The sequence below is a fragment of the Sphingobacterium tabacisoli genome, from assembly GCF_017908035.1.
GTDB lineage: Bacteria > Bacteroidota > Bacteroidia > Sphingobacteriales > Sphingobacteriaceae > Sphingobacterium > Sphingobacterium tabacisoli.
The window spans coordinates 744,066-765,365 of the sequence record NZ_JAEQMU010000001.1 but is presented as its reverse complement, the minus strand read 5'-3'; the positions used below and the strand labels follow the sequence as shown (position 1 = coordinate 765,365).

At 34.7% G+C, this 21,300-nt stretch carries 21 protein-coding genes; 15 read left to right on the top strand and 6 right to left on the bottom strand.

The annotated features are described in order from the left end of the window. Nucleotides 1-56 precede the first annotated feature (56 nt). The 12 genes from JKG64_RS03130 (at nt 57) to JKG64_RS03075 (ending at nt 13,073) form a co-directional block, all read left to right on the top strand. On the top strand, nt 57-437 hold the full coding sequence (locus JKG64_RS03130; RefSeq protein WP_210352883.1) for a hypothetical protein: 381 nt from the start codon (nt 57-59) through the stop codon (nt 435-437). 130 nt (nt 438-567) lie between these two features. Then, on the top strand, nt 568-1,842 hold the full coding sequence (locus JKG64_RS03125; protein ID WP_210352882.1) for a DUF6161 domain-containing protein: 1,275 nt from the start codon (nt 568-570) through the stop codon (nt 1,840-1,842). A 9-nt stretch (nt 1,843-1,851) separates the two neighbouring features. Continuing rightward, nucleotides 1,852-3,072 (top strand): hypothetical protein, encoded by a 1,221-nt coding sequence (locus tag JKG64_RS03120; protein WP_210352881.1) that lies wholly within the window; start codon nt 1,852-1,854, stop codon nt 3,070-3,072. A gap of 24 nt (nt 3,073-3,096) precedes the next feature. Beyond that, the gene (locus JKG64_RS03115) at nt 3,097-3,918 is read left to right on the top strand and encodes a hypothetical protein (protein ID WP_210352880.1); all 822 of its coding nucleotides are present in this window, start codon (nt 3,097-3,099) and stop codon (nt 3,916-3,918) included. Between the two features lie 83 nt (nt 3,919-4,001). Further along, on the top strand, nt 4,002-5,732 hold the full coding sequence (locus tag JKG64_RS03110; protein ID WP_210352879.1) for a hypothetical protein: 1,731 nt from the start codon (nt 4,002-4,004) through the stop codon (nt 5,730-5,732). A gap of 464 nt (nt 5,733-6,196) precedes the next feature. Continuing rightward, complete coding sequence (locus JKG64_RS03105; RefSeq protein ID WP_210352878.1) at nt 6,197-7,174, top strand: putative phage abortive infection protein; 978 nt, start codon at nt 6,197-6,199, stop codon at nt 7,172-7,174. 43 nt (nt 7,175-7,217) lie between these two features. Then, nucleotides 7,218-8,345 carry a hypothetical protein gene (locus tag JKG64_RS03100; RefSeq protein WP_210352877.1) on the top strand — a complete coding sequence of 376 codons (1,128 nt, stop codon included), beginning with the start codon at nt 7,218-7,220 and terminating at the stop codon, nt 8,343-8,345. Beyond that, the gene (locus tag JKG64_RS03095; RefSeq protein ID WP_210352876.1) at nt 8,342-8,797 is read left to right on the top strand and encodes a three component ABC system middle component; all 456 of its coding nucleotides are present in this window, start codon (nt 8,342-8,344) and stop codon (nt 8,795-8,797) included. Before JKG64_RS03100 ends, JKG64_RS03095 begins: the two co-directional genes overlap by 4 nt. A gap of 4 nt (nt 8,798-8,801) precedes the next feature. Then, nucleotides 8,802-10,736 carry a DUF3732 domain-containing protein gene (locus JKG64_RS03090; RefSeq protein ID WP_210352875.1) on the top strand — a complete coding sequence of 645 codons (1,935 nt, stop codon included), beginning with the start codon at nt 8,802-8,804 and terminating at the stop codon, nt 10,734-10,736. A gap of 9 nt (nt 10,737-10,745) precedes the next feature. Beyond that, nucleotides 10,746-11,378 (top strand): hypothetical protein, encoded by a 633-nt coding sequence (locus tag JKG64_RS03085; protein ID WP_210352874.1) that lies wholly within the window; start codon nt 10,746-10,748, stop codon nt 11,376-11,378. A 115-nt stretch (nt 11,379-11,493) separates the two neighbouring features. Next, entirely contained in the window at nt 11,494-12,390 is an 897-nt protein-coding gene (locus tag JKG64_RS03080; protein ID WP_210352873.1) for a hypothetical protein, read from the top strand. Further along, nucleotides 12,387-13,073, top strand: coding sequence for a hypothetical protein (locus tag JKG64_RS03075; RefSeq protein ID WP_210352872.1), 687 nt, complete (start codon nt 12,387-12,389; stop codon nt 13,071-13,073). Before JKG64_RS03080 ends, JKG64_RS03075 begins: the two co-directional genes overlap by 4 nt. A gap of 224 nt (nt 13,074-13,297) precedes the next feature. Here JKG64_RS03075 and JKG64_RS03070 read toward each other — a convergent pair whose 3' ends face one another. The 3 genes from JKG64_RS03070 to JKG64_RS03060 form a co-directional block, all read right to left on the bottom strand. After that, nucleotides 13,298-15,196: a DUF2075 domain-containing protein gene (locus tag JKG64_RS03070; RefSeq protein ID WP_210352871.1), complete on the bottom strand. Its 1,899-nt coding sequence runs from the start codon at nt 15,194-15,196 to the stop codon at nt 13,298-13,300. Continuing rightward, complete coding sequence (locus tag JKG64_RS03065) at nt 15,196-15,525, bottom strand: nucleotide pyrophosphohydrolase (RefSeq protein ID WP_079645741.1); 330 nt, start codon at nt 15,523-15,525, stop codon at nt 15,196-15,198. The genes JKG64_RS03070 and JKG64_RS03065 overlap by 1 nt, the downstream gene beginning before the upstream one ends. 162 nt (nt 15,526-15,687) lie before the next feature. Next, nucleotides 15,688-16,569: a DUF6624 domain-containing protein gene (locus tag JKG64_RS03060; RefSeq protein WP_210352870.1), complete on the bottom strand. Its 882-nt coding sequence runs from the start codon at nt 16,567-16,569 to the stop codon at nt 15,688-15,690. Nucleotides 16,570-16,758: 189 nt separating this feature from the next. Between JKG64_RS03060 and JKG64_RS03055 the strand changes: the two genes are divergently transcribed. After that, complete coding sequence (locus JKG64_RS03055) at nt 16,759-16,941, top strand: hypothetical protein (protein WP_210352869.1); 183 nt, start codon at nt 16,759-16,761, stop codon at nt 16,939-16,941. Between the two features lie 277 nt (nt 16,942-17,218). Here the strand turns inward: JKG64_RS03055 and JKG64_RS03050 are convergent, their stop codons facing one another. Then, nucleotides 17,219-18,634 (bottom strand): alpha/beta hydrolase family protein, encoded by a 1,416-nt coding sequence (locus JKG64_RS03050; protein ID WP_210352868.1) that lies wholly within the window; start codon nt 18,632-18,634, stop codon nt 17,219-17,221. A 123-nt stretch (nt 18,635-18,757) separates the two neighbouring features. Between JKG64_RS03050 and JKG64_RS03045 the strand changes: the two genes are divergently transcribed. Both JKG64_RS03045 and JKG64_RS03040 read left to right on the top strand, forming a co-directional pair. Continuing rightward, nucleotides 18,758-19,042: a DUF6922 domain-containing protein gene (locus tag JKG64_RS03045; RefSeq protein WP_210352867.1), complete on the top strand. Its 285-nt coding sequence runs from the start codon at nt 18,758-18,760 to the stop codon at nt 19,040-19,042. Beyond that, the gene (locus JKG64_RS03040) at nt 19,042-19,818 is read left to right on the top strand and encodes a nucleotidyl transferase AbiEii/AbiGii toxin family protein (protein WP_210352866.1); all 777 of its coding nucleotides are present in this window, start codon (nt 19,042-19,044) and stop codon (nt 19,816-19,818) included. The genes JKG64_RS03045 and JKG64_RS03040 overlap by 1 nt, the downstream gene beginning before the upstream one ends. A 113-nt stretch (nt 19,819-19,931) precedes the next feature. Here JKG64_RS03040 and JKG64_RS03035 read toward each other — a convergent pair whose 3' ends face one another. Next, on the bottom strand, nt 19,932-20,192 hold the full coding sequence (locus JKG64_RS03035) for a hypothetical protein (RefSeq protein ID WP_210352865.1): 261 nt from the start codon (nt 20,190-20,192) through the stop codon (nt 19,932-19,934). 42 nt (nt 20,193-20,234) lie between these two features. Next, the gene (locus JKG64_RS03030; protein WP_210352864.1) at nt 20,235-21,149 is read right to left on the bottom strand and encodes a hypothetical protein; all 915 of its coding nucleotides are present in this window, start codon (nt 21,147-21,149) and stop codon (nt 20,235-20,237) included. Between the last annotated feature and the right edge of the window lie 151 nt (nt 21,150-21,300).

The following is a 21,300-nucleotide window of genomic DNA, read 5'->3' as shown; positions in this document are numbered from 1 at the left end:
GAAGGTATCACAACCTATCCCTTGAAAAGAAATTCGAAACTATCAAAACGTCAGAAATGTCAGAAACTTTTCTTATAACCTTAAAGAGAAAACGACAGTATAAAGAAGAATTCAAGGAGTTTTTACTAGCGAGAGAAAAGTTGCAAGAACGCCTTATCTGCTATGATGAACTTGAAATCTGCGCCTATTTTCTTTTTGAAAGAAGTGACTTTATGAAGGTCTGTAATCGACAGGAAATACTTTTTTCAGACCCGACTTTAAATCTCTGCTTTGATTTGCTTTATAGTGTTGGATTCGGATTCAAAGATGAACTAGACCTAGAAAAGAAACTGAAGATAAGAAGTATAGAAGCAGCCCACTTTATCAAATACCACAAGCTAAAGCCAGCTGATCGGATAAGTAATTTTGGGGCTAAAAACAAGAATTTCAAGCGATAACCCTTAATTAAAGATCTGGGATAAACTTCAATTTTATATTGCAATGTTTTCTTATCTCCTTGCTTTAAATAATTGCTTTCAGTAAATTTAAGAAGTATTACCAAACAATATAATTCCAAAGAACTTAACTATGGCATTACCTCTTGATGAAGCTCGAGATTTAATTAGTAGGTCTACTTTTGCAGCTAATTTAAATGAGCTTAACTGCACAATTTCTTATCCATATCTGAACACGCAGTTTGAGCTAAAAGGGCTGTATAATATATACAAGTATTTTTACAATCAGTTTGTCGGATGGGAAAACTTAAAAGCAAAAAGCCCAAATATCCTAATTAACATTAGCCATAGTTATTTTAGAAACACACTAGTGTCTTTACAACAGTTTATCCAACAAGAAATCCAAAAGGAAAATCAAAAAGAAAGTTCTATCCGAATGCTTTTTGATCGAAATATACTAGCTAATATTAAAAATCTTAGGAATACTACTCCGTTTCCATTTGATGCCCCTGAGGTAGACTTCCTAATTGCTCTTAATTCTAAGAATCCGAATCTCGTTGATCCGGCGTATTATTATTTCATCGGAAATAATCAATCTATAAATTCGGTTCATACACTAGAAGGTGTGATCATGGCTTACGAATTCCGGAATCAGGATACATCATACATCTTTAATCGACGAGTCAAGGAGAAAACATCCTTCGATAGATTGCGTTCTCGATTTGAAGAACTTTCAAGCAATTATGAGAATGAGTTAACGAATCATATTTCCAAATTGAAACAAGATTTTGAAACTCATACCGACCAGCTCGTAGAGTTTAAAACCACAAAAGAGAAATCTGTTACAGATTGGTTCATTAGTGAAAAAGGAGCCGTTGAGGAGTTCAGAAAAAGATCGCAAGAGGATATAGATAACATTCAATCTAGCTATCGCAGTAAGGTCGAATTAGACGAGCCTATTAAATACTGGTCTATCCGAGCTAAAGAACTGAGGGCGAAGGGCAATCGACTTCTTGGTGGAATTATAGGTGTTTCATTGCTATTTGCTTTTGCTGTATACTTATTACTATGGCACACACCAAAGGATCTAATGGAGTCAATATTCGATGGTGACCGAGCTGCTGCGATACGCTGGTCCTTGGTCTTTGTAATCTTTGTTTCTATATTTTTTATTGTAGCCAGAGCACTCTTAAAATTTATGTTCAGTAACTATCATCTAGCTCGGGATGCAGAAGAACGAGAAAAGCTCACTTATCTATATCTATCCATGATAGAGAAAGGTGCAATTGATAAGGAAGAACGAAAAATCATACTACAGTCTCTATTTAGCAGGTCTGATACCGGATTATTGAAGGAGGACTCCTCCCCTACTATGCCTAATATATCAAGTTTGATAGCTAAGCCTTAATTAAATTCTGTGAAAATATTATTAATTAGCGAAGACAGTCTGCTACCTCCGTCCTACTTTAAGATGTTTGAAGGGGACTATATAGAATCAAAAAATGATGTTACTGTAAAATACACAGTAGATAGTGCAAAGGATTTTCTTACAGACATAATTATAGAAAGACAAAAACACTTAGATTTTATTATCATAGATTATAACTCTATTCAATTCGAAAAAGAGATAAATACACTAACTGAATGGCTGCGATACACAAAAGAACTCTATTCGATAAAGAATTTCAAATTGAAAGCTATCCCTCTCTTTTTGATGAACAACGATCTATTAATAAGTGAGGATTTCTTTACGCAATTTCAAACTCAGTCTGACGCGCCAAAGTATCACAATGGAATTGTAGAAAAACCCAATGATTTTAGTAGAATTGGTATTAGTAACAATAAATTAGCGAGTGGGTTAGATAGCTGGTTAGATGATTTGAAATCTGACTTAGATGATCTAGATATTGACAGTGAGGGAAAGTATCTATTGGATTTAAAGATATTTGAGAAACGATTCTACAAATTACGAGTCCTGTCCAACGAATTTCATCGTAATAGTAAACGACTAGACTATATTTGGGTAGGAAACAGCACAAATATCGTTGAAGCTACTGGAGATGACATACTTAAAATGCTTAAGCAATATGAGAGAAACCCATCACTTAGAAATGAAAAAGATGTTCATGATTTATTGAGGTCAAATGAACATCTTTTAAAAGGAGAAGACTACTATCATTCACTTTATGAAAAGCATTTCTATTATCCCCAAAATAAAAGATATGTTGAGAGTGATTTTATCAACTTTAAACACGACTACAGCCTTGCTAAAGATGAAATATTTGAAGTAAAGCTCCCAAATGAAAGATTTATTACTAAAACAAAAATTCCTAGAATACTAAAACAAGCCGAACGCTATTTTAATCAAGTGGGTAAAAAATATAACAGCTATTTTTCATCCGAAGTAAATAAAGAAGAGATAGCTAAACGATTAAAAGACGAAGGAATAGACACATTTTCATTGGATTTCAGTCTTAGTTTATTAATGGGGCGGGAAGAGTATAGACAGGAAAACCAAGAGCTTATCAATAAGGCTTTGTTATATGGTCAAAAGCGAGTAAAGCTAATAACATACGATAATCTTATCGACCGTCATCAGTATCTCCATCAGAGAGTGACTCGTTTTGGACTTAATTAGATAATTAAACATAACTAAGATAATATGTATACCACAAAATCGATAAAAATAGCACTTCTTATATTATCCATAGTAATTATCTATGTGCTAGGATTTGCTTTCGTAGAACATAAAGCAGAAGAACAACAATTTAAGACTTTTGAAGTAGTAACAGGTTTAAGTGGTCTTGTATTATCTGTAATTGGATCTATTTATGTGTATAATGCTTATAAAGCTCAAGAAGAACAGATAAACATCCAGAAAAAGCAAATCATTGAACAACAAATTGATATTGAAGAAAATAAAAAGGAAGCTCAATTTGATAGGGCTTTGGATATTATATATAGTCAACTTGATTACAACAAAGAAAAGATGGCTTCAGAAGAGAACTCTTTATTACATATAAATGTTAGATTTAAAGCAAAAAAGACTAATGATATAATTGGTGACCTTGACAAAATATGGAGTGTCTTAAATCTCTTTCATTCGGAAATAACATTCTATTCTAAGATAATAAATAATAAAAGATTTACAACAGATGATAAAGAACTTCTTGTTGATATCATAAAGAAAAATATCCACTTATATTATTTCGCTTTAGTGGAAAACATTCAAATTTATCATAGGCAAACCTACGATAAAGAAGATTTCATAAAAGAGTTTCAAAACTTTTATATAAACAATATTTGGATAAATTCCCCATATTTAGCTCAAAAACACGAGTATAAAAATCTTAGAGAAAAGGAAATCAAATTAGACTTGTTAAATCGAAACAAACAAAATATTGAAACCGCACATCATAAATATAAATCGATAATCGACTTAAGTAAAAAACTGAAAGACAGAATAGATACCTTCTGTAAATAACCGCAATTACTTCTTCAACTTATAATACTAACTAACTAACTAACTAACTAACTAACTAACTAACTAACTAACTAACTAACTAAATGATTAGAGTAATTGAAATTGAAAATATCAAGGGTATTCATTTCAAAAGGTTTACTTTAGACATAGCACATAACAAACCTAGCCTCTTGGTAGCACCAAATGGATTTGGAAAAAGTTCCTTCGCAACGGCTTTTAATTCTATGAATAATAGACGTATTGCATTAAATGAAGACGATTTATATGCTGAAAATATCGCAAACTTACCAAGAATTAAAATTGACTATGTACGAGCTGACGGAACGTTTGCTACGCTAACAGCCGACAATGAATATAATTCTATAAGCAATGAAATTGACTGTTTCGTAATCAATAATCAAACAAAACCAAGAGGAATAGGCTCGCAATTTGGAAGAGCAACCGCGACACTGGAAATTAAAGATGTCGTTTTAGTTGACAAAATACCAGACAACACATCATTCAATTATTCTTTCAGAGATTCACAAGCAAGATTTGGTGTTTGCAGTAAAGTTCTTCCAAATTTAAATGTAGTTTTTGCCAACTTATTATTGGTTGAACAATTAAGTGAAAACTATGTTCTATTGCAAAGAGGAAATGGCGATAGAATTCAAGGTAAAATTAACGCTATTATTACCGACATTAATGCACAACACGGAACAGCTCCAGTTTTACTTGACTGGGTTACTACCAATCGTTTAGTGGATTTAAAGCAAATTGAATATCTAAATACAATTGGAAATTTGATTTATTCATTTGATATTGGCTTCAATTCAGAAGCAAAAAGTTATTTGGCAGCGATTCAATTGGTTTGGCTGTATAATCAAGATCCCAATAATTTTAAAGCGGCTTGTGTTTTTAGTAATTACAAATTAGACAAACAGCGTTTCGATACCACACTTTCAACTTTCAACTGCACTTGGAAAAGCATTCGTTCAAGTGAAACGGGTGGCAAACTTGTAGTTAAGTTTCCAAAAGCTATTCATATTTCAAATGGACAAAGAGATATTTTGACATTTATTTCAATGCTTTTTAGGGCAAAAAGGAATTTAAAAAAAGCAGCAAACATTTTGATTATTGATGAAGTATTTGATTACTTAGACGATGCTAATTTAACCGCTGCTCAATACTACATTACCACTTTTATTAAGGAATATGACTCCTTGGGAAAGAGAATTTATCCATTAATTTTAACGCACTTAAATCCGAACTACTTCAAGAATTTTGCATTTAGCAATCAAAAGGTTTATTATCTTGATAGTACAACGATTCAAGTTAGTCCACATATGATTCGTTTGCTAAGAAACAGACAGCATGCAACCATTAAGATAGACGTAGATAAATATTTATTACATTACGATCCAGGAATAATAAATAAAAGAGTGGAATTTAGAGCATTGACTCTTCCCGAAACTTGGGGCGAAGCAAATAATTTCATACAAAATATTAATAATGAAGTAACAAAATATCTTGCAGATCAACCTTATGACCCTTTTGCAGTATGTGGAGCATTACGTGTTAAAATTGAAGAAATTGCATACAACAAATTGCAAAGTCCAGAAGCAAAAACTCTATTTTTAACTACGCATATGACAAGAAATAAATTGGAAAAGGCTGAGGAAATGGGAGTTGTTTCACCAGAATCTCATTACTTACTTGGAATAATTTATAATGAAGGAATGCATTGGAAAGACAATCAAGACAATGTTTCGCCTATTGCATCAAAACTTGAAAATTTAACAATTAGGAAGCTAATAAGAGATGTTTTTGAGTAGTAATTTGACAACCCCATCGCTAGCGCCTCTTTCTGAAGAGGTGCAATTATACAGATCTAAAGAACATACAGATAAACGATATAGCCCCTGCGGGCTGCAGGGGCTATGTTTAACCAATTATACATCCTCAGGGCGCAGATCCTTATTATGAATACTAAAGACAACTCTTATATATCTATTATACAACAGGATACAAATTAATGTTCTGGATTAAGATTTGTATCTCGGGCACCCCTTCACTCCTCCCCTAATTAATACGGAATTACGGTTTCCCATATTTTTTATACTTGTACAATTATAACTTTGCAATAAAACAATTTAAAATTGTAAAAACCTTTCTAAAAGCGTTTATTTATTGTTTTACAGATTTCTAATATGTATTTTTAATAGACCGATAAATAAACTAATTATTAACAGTTTAGTTCATTAATAATAGTGAATACACAATACATCAACATATAAGTATGAATAATAATATCGAAAGCAGTTGGTTCTTCTCTGAGAAGATGGGAAAGAACCTTTCTATTTTGGGAATTGCTTTTGCGCTAATAACCTCAATAATATTTCTTGTATTTGGAAATTGGAAATTTTCTAGTGCAATAAACGAAGAAAAAATTGGACAATTTGGGGATTTCATCGGAGGGGTAATAGGTAGTGCTTTCTCTTTGGTTGGAATAATACTCTTCTATGTTGCGTTAAAAGAACAACGTAAAGACATAAAAATCAATCAGGAGTCTGCAAAACTCCAAACTGAAGCCCTAAGGCAACAAATTCAAGAATTTGAACTACAGCGTTCGGAATTAGAAGAAACTAGAAAGGTTGTTCAAGAACAATCAGAAACCTTAAAATTTCAACGTTTTGAAAACACTTTTTTCAATTTACTATCACTCCACCATCAAATCGTTGAGGGAATAGATGAAATACAAAAAGAACGCAATGGCAATATAGAAAACAGATTCTACAATAGAAATTCAAATGAACAAATAAACCATGTGGTCTATTCTGGAAGAGATGTTTTCAATCGGTCATTTAACCGATTAATTAATCAAATAGAAAGGGATCCCCACCAAGATTACTTGAAGATATATCTCACGGAATACAAGGAAAATCAGACTGACTTTGGCCATTACTTCAGAAATCTCTACCGTATTATAAAGTTTATCGACAATACAATCTTTAATCCAAATACTATTGAGAATTATCAATTTCAATATCAATACACATCTATGGTACGAGCACAATTATCTGACTATGAATTAGTATGGATATTTTACAATTGTTTAAGTGAAAATGGTAACGAGAAGTTCAAACCTTTAGTCGAAAAGTATTCTCTACTTAAAAACATGCCAAAAGATAAAATTCACGATCAAAATATAATCTCTCTTTATGCTGAGAGCGCTTTTATAAATAAAGCGGGAAATCGGATGATGTTATTAGAATAGCAGTTATATTTAATAAGTAAGATCCAATAAAAAAAAGTCAATTATGTCGAAAGAGACTCTAAGCAACGACTCAACCAAAAAGCAATTAGGTTTTGAATATCAAAAGCTAATTGCATTGGAACATTGTTTAAACGCAAAAAATGGTGAGCATGTCTATATAGAATGCTTTGGGGATGTTCAATACGATAATGAGTCTATTGAGGTAAAACATCATGAAGGTGAGTCAAATCTCACAAGCAATTCCGTCGACGTATGGAAAACCTTAAAAAACCTTGTATTAGAATATGATAGATTAAAATCAAATGATAGATTTATCCTACATACTACTCAACGAATTCAATCAGATAGTATTTTTTATGATTGGAATAGCTTGAAAAAAGATAAAAAATACACAAAACTTAAGGATCAATCTATTACTGCCAGTTCTAAACCATTTAAGGACATCATTTTTGACACGAAAATAATAACCAAAAATAATCTATTGGAAATTCTGGATAAGTTCCAAATTAAGAGCAACGAGCCAAAAGTAGCTGAGAAATTAAATCAACTAAAAGAACACGCTACATTCAAGTTAATAGCTGAAGAATTAAGAGGAGCGGCAATCGGAATCCTAGTTCAATGGATTACGGAAAGAGCAATAGATAATTCGGACAAATGGGAGATTAATATTACCGATTTTAATAGAGATTTACAATTTAGCTTAAGACAATTCACTACTGACAAAACGCCATTTCCGTCTATTGATAAAATAGAAAGAGATGATTCGAATTTAGAAAAAGAGTACAAATTCATCAAAAATTTGAATGCTATCTCATTAAAAAAACAAGATTTGCATCAGGCTTTCGAAGATTATGTTCGATCAGAGGGGGCATATGAAGAACTTATTGTAAGAAATCCAACATTAGCTGATAATCTAATAGTCTACGAAAGTGATATCACCACCGAAATAGCAACTGAAAAAAGTCATCTATCATACAGTCTGTCTGAAGACTCTTTCTTAGATAACTCACATATAGAGAAATCTAGAGATGTATATTTCAAATGTATTAAAAGGGAACATAACCAAATAAAAGGCGTAAGTGATACACAAAAGTACTATCGCAATGGTAGAATTCATAACATAATAGAGACTACAGATTTTGAATGGCTATTCAGTAAAACAGACATATGAAAATCGCTAAAACAGAAAATATACTCTTTAACCCATTGTTTACAGCAAGACTAATATCAATGGCATTAAGTGGAGCAAACAATAACGAGATTAAAACGGAGCTAATTTATTACATTTTACCTTTAGTATATAATAACACAATAAAAGATCGACTTTCCAAATGTAATACAAGAAGTACATTCAACACTTTTTTTGATGCTGAGGTAAGACGGGAATTAATTACTATTGAGAGCCTCTTAGCAAATTATAAAGAAAAAACTAAAGAAGCACTGATTACGATATCCAACCTTTATACTATAAATATTTCGACTCATATATCTCTAAAAATAGAGCAAAAGACTCATTATTCAGAAGAAAATAATCCTGAATTAAAAAAATATTATAAAGCAGCTTTCAATCTGGGATCCATTTTTTCTAAAGAAGATCATAAAACAATATTTCTCAATCTATAAATATATGCAAGCATTTATATCACATATATGTCTATTTAATAATAATCATCAATCAAGGTTACTTGAATTTGATGAGGGATTAAATATTATAACGGGAGACTCTAAAACCGGTAAAAGCGCAGTTATTGAAATAATTGATTATTGTCTGTTTGCTAAAATATCTACGATACCAAAAGGAATAATTACTGATTGGACAGAACTCTATTGTATCATAATTAAAGTAAATGAGAAGAATTTGGTTATTGCCCGAAAGAAAAATAGCAATCAGATGTATTTTAATATTGAAATTGATTCTGCTTTACTTAAGGACTTTTCTATAGATTACTTTAATAATAAAAAGACAACGGACTTAGACAACGCAAAAAAGGAGTTTGAAAAGCATATAGGCATCTCGGTTTTAGATACTAGATCCGACGAGGAGGAAGATAAAAAAAAATCTGGAGGAAAAGTAACAATGAGGAGCTTTGTACCTTACTTATTTCAACATCAAAATCTGATAGCAAATAAGCATAGTCTTTTTTATCGATTTGATGATTTTTATAAAAGAAAAAAGACTATCGATGACTATCCGATCCTCATGGGATGGGGCAATTCAGAGTACTTTAATCTTCAAAGAGACTTAGAAAGCAAACAAAAAGAGTTAAGTCAAAAGAAGAAATTAGACGATAAGTTAAAGATTAGCAATGCACAATTGCGAGATGATTTATACAATCATTTATCTTATTATTTCACTGTTATAGGCAGAGAATTAGATAATGATATCAGTTTATCTGATTTAAAAAAAATTGCTATAAATCTCCCTAAACCTAATACAAATTCAATTGGTGATCAAAACCTTAATGAAGAATTAAAAATAATAGATCAACTAATTTTTCAAAAAAAGAAAGAGTTAGACAAAATTCAGAATTCAATTTCTACAATTGAATCAAACAACAACATATCAAAAGATTACGCAAAAAATATAAATAGATTAAAAGCTTTAGCATCTATTGAAACGAATCTTAGTGAAATTCATTGTCCCCTTTGCGATCAGGAAGTAGAGAGTATAAAGGAAAAAGTATTTGCTATTAGGGATTCAAATGAAATGCTTGAAGATGAGTTTGAAAAAATCGGAACATATGTAAATGATACCAGTCAAGAACACGCTATATTAAGAAAAGAAAGGGATATACTAAAAAAGGAGATAAAAGACTTAAATATAAAAGCTGAAAATTTAAACAAACAGTTAATATTTGAATTTAACACCAAAAATGAGTTTGAAAAAGGACTATTGTTAAAAGGTAGGACTGAAGCTAATGCACAAAATCTCATTGAAAGAAATAAGCTGTTATCAGAAAACAAAAGTGATTATTCCGAATTAGAAATAGAAATCGAAAAACTAAAAAAAATACTAGCGGGCTATAACCTAAAAGAAGAGTTACAAAAGGCTCAAATTATCTTGAGTGAAAAAATGAGTGAAATTTGCAACTTGTTAGATTTTGAAGACGAATTCAGGCCTGGTAAAATTTTATTTGACTTAGAAAAATTCACTCTTAAATATAGTATAAATAATAAAGAAAATATTCTGCTATCAGAGATGGGTAGTGGTTCCAATTGGCTTGCCATACACTTGTCTACATTTTTAGGTTTTCTACATTTACACAGCATCACAAAAAGCTCAAAGATACCTTCTATTTTGATCCTAGACCAACCTAGTCAGGTGTATTTTCCAAAAGTATATGGAAAATTAGATGACTCAAATGAAAACATTCAACAGGTTACTGATGATAATATAATCCAAGTAAAGAACATTTTTAAGGTTATCTCTGATGAGATTAATAATATAGAAAAAATCTGTAAATATAAACCTCAGGTTATTGTTTTAGAACATGCAGAGGAAGATGAGTTTCGTCAGTTTATTAAGTATACATGGAGAAAAGATGGGAATAGATTAATTTAGATTTTGAAAATGAACGAAAAGCAAATAAAACAACGCTGGATAGATATAAAAAAGACAATTAGTGCCCGACCTCTACTAGCTTATCTTACTGGTATTCCCTGTAAAGAATGGAACCTGTATATGACCTCTTTACCTTCTACAGATGAGATAAACAGAATCTACGATGCGATTCAAGATGACAGAACATTAAAAACGAAAAGAATTAAAGATGAATTACAAAACATAGTTGGCTACAGAGAAGCTAAACAGCTTTCTAAGAAAATTGGTGTTTCTGATTCAACAATACGAGAAATAATTCAAGAAAAGAAAATAACCGCGGGATACGGTATTATTAATCGTTTGGAAGTCTTTATAAATATTGTCAATCCTGACTTTGAACTTTCAATAGAGAATCCACTATCAAAAGAGATAATTGTCAAAGACGAATTTGATGAAATTATTTATGAAATTAGGAATATTTCTAACAGTTTGCTAAGGGAATCTTTTGAACTAACCGATGTTGCAAAAAACATGAAGGCAAAATTGGATTGGCATAAAGAAATATCTCATCCTGCTAAAGGAGTAGAATATTCTATTAAAAGGTTGAATGAAGTCCAAGAAAAAATAAGTCTCATTTATGACACCTATATTGAAAACATCTAGAAATTACACTTCATATCTATATAATAAATATGTTGCATCTCAACAAAGTTTAAAGTAAATTACTCATTGCCATTTGAATTTGGCCAGTTACTAATAAAAACCGAATCAATCTCACATGTCTGCTATTGCAATAAATACCAAATATGTTCAAATTCCCGGACTGGAAAATCAAGATTTTCTTGAAAAAGGTAAGAATGGACAACTTAAAATAAGTAGTTTAGAGCCAACGTTACCTATCTCATTGGGTAATAATTTAGTATTTATAAAACCCATTAATGACGATCTCGTTTTTACAAATTCGGCTACGGTAACGCGTATTGATCCTAGACTAGTTGTGAAAAGTGATAGCACTTCTGCCTCTCGTACAAATAAAACAAAAAAAAGAGACTCTTATGATCATTATTTTAGTTTTGAAGTAGAAGAAATATTAAAAGAAAACAATAAACTAAGTGAATTAGAATATAGTCTACCTATCATTTCTAACTATCTGAAGCCAGAAGTTCATTTTCAAACCCAGTATAGAACACTAGAAAAAGATGACTACCAGACTATTGTAAAAGGTTGGATCTATGCTACCAGAACAGTCTTTGGAAAATTGGCAAATGCTCTACCGAGACAAAACAAACTGGAATTTATGATAGAATCAATTGATAATTTTTCTACCATTAATTTTAAAGAAATATCATTAGTAGACGGTCTTGACTTTTTATATAAATATATAGATAGAAGAATTTTAAGTAGAGGAGAACTTCTCATAGGAATTGATCGAATTTTAAATCGTCATTTAGGAGATCTTCTCCCGGTTGAAGAGGTTGGTTTAATTGATCCTCAAAGTAATAAAGCTCAAAACATTAATTCTCAGGCAAAAATTTTCAACGATCTTTTTCAGCTAGAAAAAGGGAAAAATCTAAAAGACTCTCTCCGTGAGACTATAGATAAAAACAGCCAATTGGAAGAGCGATTTCAAAAAATGTTTAGTCGAAAAACTTGGCCTATTGATTTAGAAAGATGAAAGATTTTGTTGATCATATTAATGCGTACGCCTCACTTTTAAAGGAAGCTGCAGTATGGCAAAGCTCAGATGAAATTCTAGCTCCAGTACTTGGCACTGAAACAAACAATCCAGCCGCTGATGATTATATATACGAGTTTTATTGCTATTTGTGTATTATCGTTGATCTAAAAAAGAACTATTCTATACAGTTTATTAAAGGTGAGGGAAATTTCGAATATAACTTTCCAAGAAAGGCCGCTAAGAAAAAAGGCAAACCGAGATTTCATGCATTCGAAAATGATGAATTAGTTTTTCAGATATGCGCAGGTACTATGATAAAATGTGAGTTTGAAAGAGAAAAGAATCATCCCGATATTTCTTTTCAAATTCCATCTGCTAAAGAAGATCCTTCAGAAGAAGATTTAATTATTATAATGGATGCTAAATTTACTGAAGCAGTAAATTCCAAACTATCTAAATCTGAATTCTACAAATTTGGAGGCATTACAGATGTTTTTAATCTACGTAATAGTCCAATAATCAATATAAACTTCGATAAGCTCAAAGATATGTTTGCAAATTGCTTAATCACAAACGGCCGTGCCTATTCAGATGCTAATAATACCAAATTATCTAAACGATGGGCTATAAAAGAGGTCGAGAACTTCTCTCCCAAAAAGAGAATGAAGATAATAGGATAAATAATTCATTTAAATAGAGTGTAATTCAAAATTCATCGATGAAATAGGTAATATTATTTTTAACCGATGAAACTGTCTCATAAAGTCTGTAAGCTAAAAAACTTACACTATAAATTTGTTAGCTACAGAGAAGCTGTAGCAAAAGTAAAATCTACATACTATATCCTGAAAACATAATTTCTTAGTATACTAATATTAATGCGATATAGAATTTCGCATTAATATTATTTTCTAACTCTACTCCTAAAATAGCGCTCGGTCTCCTTATCCATAAAATACACATAGCAGGCCTTCATGCCGCGTCCTAATAGTACACGATACGTATTCTTTACCAATTGTAAAAAATCAGCTCCTTTTACAGCACTATCATGTGAATTTTCGGGGAAGCCCTCCCACTCGCCTTTATCTGGATTGTAGCGTAAGTCATTGCCGAAAATAATGCCCGCATAGTCGAACTCAAATCCCTGTGCTGTATAAATACAGCCGACCTGATCTATCCCAGCGTCTTCGTACGCCCAATACTGGGACTTTGGAATACCGCGTCGCATTCCCTTTGTCTTCTCGTCGGCATTCCATGGGCGTATATAATCGCCTACTACGACATCCTTATGCAACTCGCCATCGGCGTCGGCTTGCTTGGTCCATGGCCAACAGAAACCAGCCATAACTCGTCCTGAGTACCCCTCATCTATTTTGTTGCGGATGGCTTGCTCTACGGCATGTGGGCTATCCATAATCTGAAACTCGAAATTATCTTCTTGTTTCCATTCTGTAGTAGCTGTCTCTCGGATATGTAGGGTATGGTCTATCCACTGGCTATATTTCTCTGATCCACCATTGCGAAACTGTGACTCGAGATTATATTCGTAAACCGTACATCCCATCTTTTGGGCCTGTTGACGAATAAAGATAGACTGACCTATCTCTCCCCTACGTACTGCTTGAAAATCGTCTATAAAGAATACGGAAACGCGTGCAGCACGAAGTAGATCCTCGACCTGTAGACGTCCTGTGGATTTGAACGGATAGCCTGTACGCTCGCGTATCCTGTGTGCCTCATCCATAAGAAGTACATCTATACTATTGGGCTCGACGTCTCCGTAGGACATAAAGTATTTAAGTAGGCTACTGGCTTCTTTGCCCAGAATCTTTCGTAAGGTCTCTGTAAAAGAACGTGAACCGGTGGCATAATGGGCATTGATATTGCTGGCGGTAAGGTCGGCCAACAACTGTAAGCCAACAACGGATTTGCCTGTCCCTGCACCGCCATTGACAATGATGGCATGCTTTTGCTTGCTCTTTGTATTTCTGGCGATAGACATTACGATATCGTAGACGATGAGCTGCTCATCGAGCAGGATGTAGTCTTCTTTGGTTCTGACCTGACCAAAAAGATTGAGTTCGCCTTTAAGCTTTTGCTTGATGACTCCGGATACTTGCTTAAGTAGTTTTTTGGAAGGGCGCAATTTGCTGTGCTCGACTTCTTCTAGTATAGTCATCCCCTCTCCTGCTCCTACGCGATTATAGATAAAAGCTGATAGTTGGCTGCTGTCTTCTGCGCCATATATCGGGAAGCGCTTTACAGCCTCGTCAAATCTGGTGTCTTGGAGTGTAGTGTCGCTGGATATGTTATAATTGTGCAGGTAGCTGCATGCGGAGACTTGTATGGGATCTTTCTCTTTATAGAAGGCACTGTTATTCTCCTTTAGATAATAGAGATAGTTGCCCACTTGTACACTGGGATGCAATACGGAGCGATGCCCACCTCCTACCCAAGTGAGTACGTAATCGGAATCGTAGTCGGTGAATTCGCACTTCTCCCATTGTTTGAGTTCAATGATGACGGCTTGCTTGTTTTGTTGCTCGTCGCGTCCATAGATGACTACATCTATTCGTTTGGCACTCAAAGGAAGCTTGTACTCGACCATAACACCCTGTGAATCGAGGTTCTGCCGCTCCATAATATAGGATAACCTGAACAGGGAGTTGCGCCAGGACATAGCTTCATTATGTGAAGGATTATACCCGAACTGTTTTAAAAACTGTTCTCTAAGTATATCTACAAGTTTGTTTTCTGTATTGAGGCTGATAAAATCACCAGCCGAACCTGCATATAATCTCATTATAACTCGTTGTATTTTTTGGCTGTGCCCTTGGCTTTGTCTACGGGATACTTCTCGTTGTTGCGCTTCATCTTGTCCTCGATGATCTGTTTGATATCGAGCCCGTGCTTGTCGGCCAACAGGATGGCATACATCAAGACATCGGCAAGCTCTTCTTTCAGCTTGTCGGGGTTGGCGTCTTCATTGCCTTTCCACAGAAACAGTTCGAGCAGTTCGCTGGCTTCGATACTGAGTGCCACGGCAAGGTCCTTGGAATTGTGGAACTGCTGCCAGTCTCGGGCATCTCGAAAGTCGCGGATCTGCTGTATGAGGTCTTGGATATCTGTCATGATCTGTGTGTAATAGCTTAATGGCTAAATTTACAAATTTTAAGGGAGTGTACCTTATAAATTGATCGTCAAATAAGTTTTAACTTTGGAAAATCATGAGAATCTTAGTAACAGGTTCTTCCGTACCTTATCCATGAACAGCCACTACTAGTATAAAAAGGATTACTGCTTTATTTGAATATATAGCTCATAGAAATCTTTCCCCTTTTTTATCTGTTGCTGACCGACAGTTTTATCCAATTGCTTGAATGTAAGCGTTATTTCGTCTTTGTCGAAAAAACTGTATTTGCTAAAGAGAAAGCCATTTGAATCAGATTTTCCAATAAGTTTTTCGCCATGCCATACAGAAATATTGGCTACACCAATATTGGACGTGTTCCAAAAATGTCCAATCAGCGTAATGTCATATATTGGGCTATTGCTTTGCGGAAAGTCGTATTTAATATTTGATTCTTTAAGCTGCAGGTCCAATTCCTGAAGACCGATCTGGCCTCGCCTCCTATGGATGGAATCGATATTATCAACCGGGTACAGGTAGGAGTTCCCAATATTGTCGAAGGCAGTCTGGCTGCCAAAAAGTTGGTTTTTCCCAAGCCTAACATTTAGACGGTCCTGGAATATGGCATATTCGTGATTGGATATCTGTCCACTTCGGAAAGCTCCTCCCACGAAGTGCTTATATTTTATTTGAGTCTCGAGGTCTGCGTGCTGGATGGTGTAGAAAAAGGCTTTGCTTGCTTTATCTGATAAGAGGGTCTTATCAAGCCAGCCAAATCTATCTAATATATTTAAAGCTATCCCGCGGTTGATGGAGTCTTGGACGTTCATCGCATTTAGCTTTTCATTAAATTCTTTGGAACCGTATCCGTATGTTTTCTGGGCTTCGTTTAGTTCTTTTCGGGTCAGCTGATCGGTGGTATATACTTTTTCTAGTTTTTCATTGATATTTTCTAATTCTACCTTCGTCTGACTGAAGGCCAGCACACTGCTTAATAATAAGACTGTACAGCACAGTAAAGTGAGGAATGGTTTATAATGATACATACACTTACAATATATTAATTATATTTAGGTTGCGCAATTACTTATGTAGAATTAGAGGCTGCATTTGTAATCTCTAATCGCTGTGGCGAAAGCTATCTCTCATCGAAGACAGATTCTCCTTACTTCTCAGAAATTATGTTTATATTTATTCGTGGGCCCATTGTCTCACAACCAATAAAGCTATTAGAAATGAGTAAACTCGACAAGTACAAAGACAGAAATAAAGGAGTATTGGATGTTACCTTTTTCTTATCACCAATAGCAGGTGTATTTGCGCTTTTGTTTTCAACCACCCATTCACGCGCTATTAAGATCACTACCGTATTAGCTGCCATTGCTGGATTGATAGCTTCGGCGATCATATACACATAGATACGAATTATGATCAAGCTCTATGAATTTTACATCAAGAATAAACGGCTCACAATCGCGGCCTTAGCAGCTATATATCTGATCTACCAAATGGGATATGCGGTCGGTAAATCCATCCACTTCTTGGTGAATTGATTTTTAGCACAAGCTCTATAGGACTTCATTCCAAAGGACAGCAGTTGTCTTTTTACTAACTGGCATTTAATGGTTACGAAAGAAATAAGGACAGCTTTGGCCCCTACGACGCTCACCTCTCTCGAAAGAGATGTAGTCAAATTTAATTATATAAACTTCTTATCCAAGAGAGCATAACATCTAGCACCTCCGGAGAGAATGTTTCTTCAATGGTCGCGTACTCAAAAGCAGCACCGGTCTCTGCGGTTTGAAAAAGGTGATTTAAATTAGGGAATGACATCACTTTGAAATTCTTGTTTCCTCCTTTTTTCAAAGACTGTTCAAATCCCGCTAAATTTTCAGAAGCACTTACTTGCACATCTAGTTCTCCGTTCAAAGCTAAAACTGGTATTCGCAGCTGTTCGAGAATAGGTGCTGGATCATATTTCAAAAAATAGCGCATCCAAGGCAAGAAAAAGCGACCAGCCAGCTGATCAATATTACTATTTGCCTGCTCTCCCTTAAAGCCCATTTTTTCTAAAAACTCAACAGGCTGTTCATCTAACCAGGATTGCATCTTTTTTGCAAAAATTGGCTTGAGCTCTTCATTATCGGGATAGTCTGCGGCAAGCCCTAACAGCATTTTAATAAATGAATCAGACCGAACAACCTCCTCTGCTGACAGGCCCAGCTGATTATTACCATATTTCATCTGCCGCTGCAAGATGTCCATTCCGGAAATCCCAGGTCCTGCCAAGCTTATAACAAAAGCGACATCATTCGATTTTATTGCTGCCATTGGTGCGATCATCCCCCCCTCGCTATGCCCTACCAAGCCCATCTTGGTTATATCAATCTCCTTCTGCTTCTTTAAGAAATCTAAACTTACCAAAACGTCTGCTGCAAAATCTTCCGAGGTAGCTCCCAGCACATCGCCCGTTGATTGTCCTACTCCACGGTCGTCAACTCGTAAAACTGCAATACCATTGCGACTAAAATAATCGGCTATAACCCAGAAAGGCTTATGATTAAACAATGTCTCATCCCGATCCTGTTGACCACTTCCGCTAATCAAAATTACGACTGGTACGCGCGCATTTGTATCCGGGACTGTCAAAGTCCCGCCGTATTGAATAGAGTTGTCTTGATTATAGTAAATGACTTTTTTCTCGGTATAAGGAAAAGGCTCTTTCGGTGTCTGTGGTCTTTTTATCTCCGTCTCCTTTTCTACCAGTTTCAATACCATAGGCATTGCGCGTCCTTGCCTCCATTCACCCGTCAATACGGTATGGTCCGCATTAAAAGCACCATAATAACCTCCGCCGATAACAGACGAAAAGGCTGTTAAACTATCTTTTGTAATTTTTAGATCCGACACTTTTAGGCCCATCGCCCCTTGGTCTGGGCTGTCAAAAACAGCGGTATACTTCTGCTCGACACTATCTTTCGATAGCTTCAATATCAATCGTATACTACCCAATTTACCTTCCCAAATCGAACTGGCCTCAAAATTTTGAGCCATTAATTGAAAACTGGAACCTACCAATATTATAGAAGAAAGAAATAATTTAAAAATCATTGACCTGTTAGTTAGACTTACTAAATATATACTTATTTTTTTGAAAAATAGTCATAAAAAAGATATGAGAAAGCTTTGTAAAAGTCTTTGGTTTTGCTTTAATTATTCTGTATTTTTGTATAAATGAACGTAGTAAAGGATATATCGCAAATCTTTCCCAAATATTTATTCTGGGATGTCGATCCAAAGAATTTAGATATTCAGGATGATAAAGATTTTATTATCCCTAGAGCACTAATGGCTTCAACTGCAGAAACGTTTGCTAAAGATATCCAGCCCCTAGAAGAGCTCTACAGTAGAAGCCAGATTGTTAGAGAATTGCAAAAAACCAAAGAGCGTATTAGTAATGAGGTATGTAGGCTTGTAGCTCATCGTTATCATGTTAAGCAGTTTTTACGTTATCAATAATGTCTGCTATTTCTCCAGGCCTATTACAGACTATTCGTGAATTGCAATCTTTTGAAAGTTTTGATGGTTCGGCGTTAGGTGGTGGTACTAATTTAGCGATTCGACATCAACATCGGATATCCACCGATATAGATATCTTTTTTCCGCATATAATTGGAAAAGCTGGTTATGAAAGAATCAAAGAAGAAATCCAGAAGTTCTATGGTGCCCGCGTATTTGGTCTTCAATTTCCGTGTGCTATAGATGATCAGTATATTTTTCTTCGATTTTTTGTGATATGTGATGGAGAAACGATTAAAGTTGAGGTGCTTCAAAATATGAGAATGCTTGATGACATCGAAGATATAGATGGCATCAGATTCGTATCGGAACTAGATATCGCCTTGTTTAAAATGCTATCGGCAACAAACCGGGCTACGCAGAAAGACATATATGATCTAGACCTCCTCTCGGAAAGAATTCCATTGATACAGCTTTTTGAACAACTTGAAAGAAAACGTTCTATATTTTCGGGAGAGGAATGTCGCACTATTTTTGACCTCGACGAAGAAACAAACCCTTTGGACGATCCTTTGACTTTATTGAAGTTTGACAATGGAGACATTCAAGGTCATAAATCTAGGCCTCACCATTCACAAAATAGAGTCGATATAGTGGAAAATCAGAAAAGTTGGCCAGTGGCTCGATCGAGTTGGCGAAAAAAGGTTCGCGTTTTGTTCGATCAATTAAACATAACATTTCCAAGCCCCTCCTCTTCGGATGTGGAAGATGAATAAATACTCAGGGACGGTTCCACATCGCCTCTTGCTGGATTACCTAAACGATTTTTCATATGACAAAAATTCTATTGTTAAATAGTTTAACAAAAATCTTATTGTCAAGACACAGCCTATAAAACCATCTTGAACACATCTATGACCTGAAGATCTGTGGTCTCTTCGTCCCGCAGTATGATAGGACGGTAACTCGGATCGGTAGACTTGGGCAAGAGGATAATCTCTTGATGTTGCCAGCCTTTATCGGTTACGGTCTTTTTGCTGGTATATTCCTTGATCGTATAGTTGGCTCCAAAATCACGGTCTTCGAAACCGCTGGACTCGACCAGGCAGATAAGACCATTTCGGGAGCCGCCCTGATAACGTTCGAACAACGCAACTAGTTAATTAATGGTTCGCTTGCCACACTTGTCAACTCAGTACTTACTTTGATGTTCTTTAATTATTCGATTTGAGATCATTATTTTTTCTTTACGGATATTATCTAAGAAATATAGATCGGTAATGCCTGTCTTCTTTAGGTGGTGAAAGAAATAAAAATCAAACGAGCCGCCAACAATTCCTTCTTCAGGCAAATAGACGAAACGGTCAATGCCTCGTTCGCTTTCAAACTGGAACCTATGTTTATTCCAGTCCAGATAGGTCCAAAACTGATAGGCAATCCTACCGTCCGCTAGAGTATGCTTCATAGACAGATACTCTCTTCGGTCTCTCAACCTATCCATGGTAGTGGAGTATACCGGAGACCGTAGAGTGTACAAAGGGAATTCGGTAGAGGGGTACGTCTGATTATATATCTTCTCCATTTCAAGAATAGTGACCTCGTCTAAATTGATATTTATGGTTCCGAAGACGTTGTTAAATACTTTTGGTCTATTGCGAATGGCGTAGAATTGTAGCAAACAATTAGTAGGAACATAATATCGTCCTTCTTTACAGACAACAGGCTTATAAATGTTGAGATATTTCGTCTGTTCGCCATAAACCTTATCAAACCTACTCCATGTATTGGCCTCAAAGAGCTTCTGCATATGTCCAAATCTTATTAAACTATCCTGCAATTGGTCAAAGGGAGTTTCTATCCAATCCTGACCGGTTTCCAAATCGGGTAAAACCGAGAACAGAATAAGGTTTTGTCCATCGCTGTTGTTATAGGTAATATTGAATAACTCTATCTTATGGTCTATCGGATAAATATCTTTGGTGGTTAGTACATGATGACTAAGTTTATAGTTCGAATCTAAGGAATCAATTAAAAAATACTTGCTCTGAGAAAAGCCTTGAAAACAAGTCAGTGCAAATAAACAAAAGGTAAATACTCTTTTCATCATAACTATGGGGTGCATTTCGTTCCTGCGTTTCCTGTTTTATGGTTGTAATTTACGGATTGTTCTATAGAATTCATATTGGAAACGACTCTTCCTTTGAGTTCTATTCTGCGTGAAATATGTACAATTCTATCTAAAACTAATAAATTAATCG

Excerpts from the sequence above, each read along its gene's own strand:
- JKG64_RS03130 (WP_210352883.1), top strand. The coding sequence starts at position 57 with ATGTCAGAAACTTTTCTTATAACCTTAAAGAGAAAACGACAGTATAAA.
- JKG64_RS03125 (WP_210352882.1), top strand. The coding sequence starts at position 568 with ATGGCATTACCTCTTGATGAAGCTCGAGATTTAATTAGTAGGTCTACT.
- JKG64_RS03115 (WP_210352880.1), top strand. The coding sequence starts at position 3,097 with ATGTATACCACAAAATCGATAAAAATAGCACTTCTTATATTATCCATA.
- JKG64_RS03110 (WP_210352879.1), top strand. The coding sequence starts at position 4,002 with ATGATTAGAGTAATTGAAATTGAAAATATCAAGGGTATTCATTTCAAA.
- JKG64_RS03105 (WP_210352878.1), top strand. The coding sequence starts at position 6,197 with ATGAATAATAATATCGAAAGCAGTTGGTTCTTCTCTGAGAAGATGGGA.
- JKG64_RS03100 (WP_210352877.1), top strand. The coding sequence starts at position 7,218 with ATGTCGAAAGAGACTCTAAGCAACGACTCAACCAAAAAGCAATTAGGT.
- JKG64_RS03095 (WP_210352876.1), top strand. The coding sequence starts at position 8,342 with ATGAAAATCGCTAAAACAGAAAATATACTCTTTAACCCATTGTTTACA.
- JKG64_RS03090 (WP_210352875.1), top strand. The coding sequence starts at position 8,802 with ATGCAAGCATTTATATCACATATATGTCTATTTAATAATAATCATCAA.
- JKG64_RS03085 (WP_210352874.1), top strand. The coding sequence starts at position 10,746 with ATGAACGAAAAGCAAATAAAACAACGCTGGATAGATATAAAAAAGACA.
- JKG64_RS03080 (WP_210352873.1), top strand. The coding sequence starts at position 11,494 with ATGTCTGCTATTGCAATAAATACCAAATATGTTCAAATTCCCGGACTG.
- JKG64_RS03075 (WP_210352872.1), top strand. The coding sequence starts at position 12,387 with ATGAAAGATTTTGTTGATCATATTAATGCGTACGCCTCACTTTTAAAG.
- JKG64_RS03070 (WP_210352871.1), bottom strand. The coding sequence starts at position 15,196 with ATGAGATTATATGCAGGTTCGGCTGGTGATTTTATCAGCCTCAATACA.
- JKG64_RS03065 (WP_079645741.1), bottom strand. The coding sequence starts at position 15,525 with ATGACAGATATCCAAGACCTCATACAGCAGATCCGCGACTTTCGAGAT.
- JKG64_RS03060 (WP_210352870.1), bottom strand. The coding sequence starts at position 16,569 with ATGTATCATTATAAACCATTCCTCACTTTACTGTGCTGTACAGTCTTA.
- JKG64_RS03055 (WP_210352869.1), top strand. The coding sequence starts at position 16,759 with ATGAGTAAACTCGACAAGTACAAAGACAGAAATAAAGGAGTATTGGAT.
- JKG64_RS03050 (WP_210352868.1), bottom strand. The coding sequence starts at position 18,634 with ATGATTTTTAAATTATTTCTTTCTTCTATAATATTGGTAGGTTCCAGT.
- JKG64_RS03045 (WP_210352867.1), top strand. The coding sequence starts at position 18,758 with ATGAACGTAGTAAAGGATATATCGCAAATCTTTCCCAAATATTTATTC.
- JKG64_RS03040 (WP_210352866.1), top strand. The coding sequence starts at position 19,042 with ATGTCTGCTATTTCTCCAGGCCTATTACAGACTATTCGTGAATTGCAA.
- JKG64_RS03030 (WP_210352864.1), bottom strand. The coding sequence starts at position 21,149 with ATGATGAAAAGAGTATTTACCTTTTGTTTATTTGCACTGACTTGTTTT.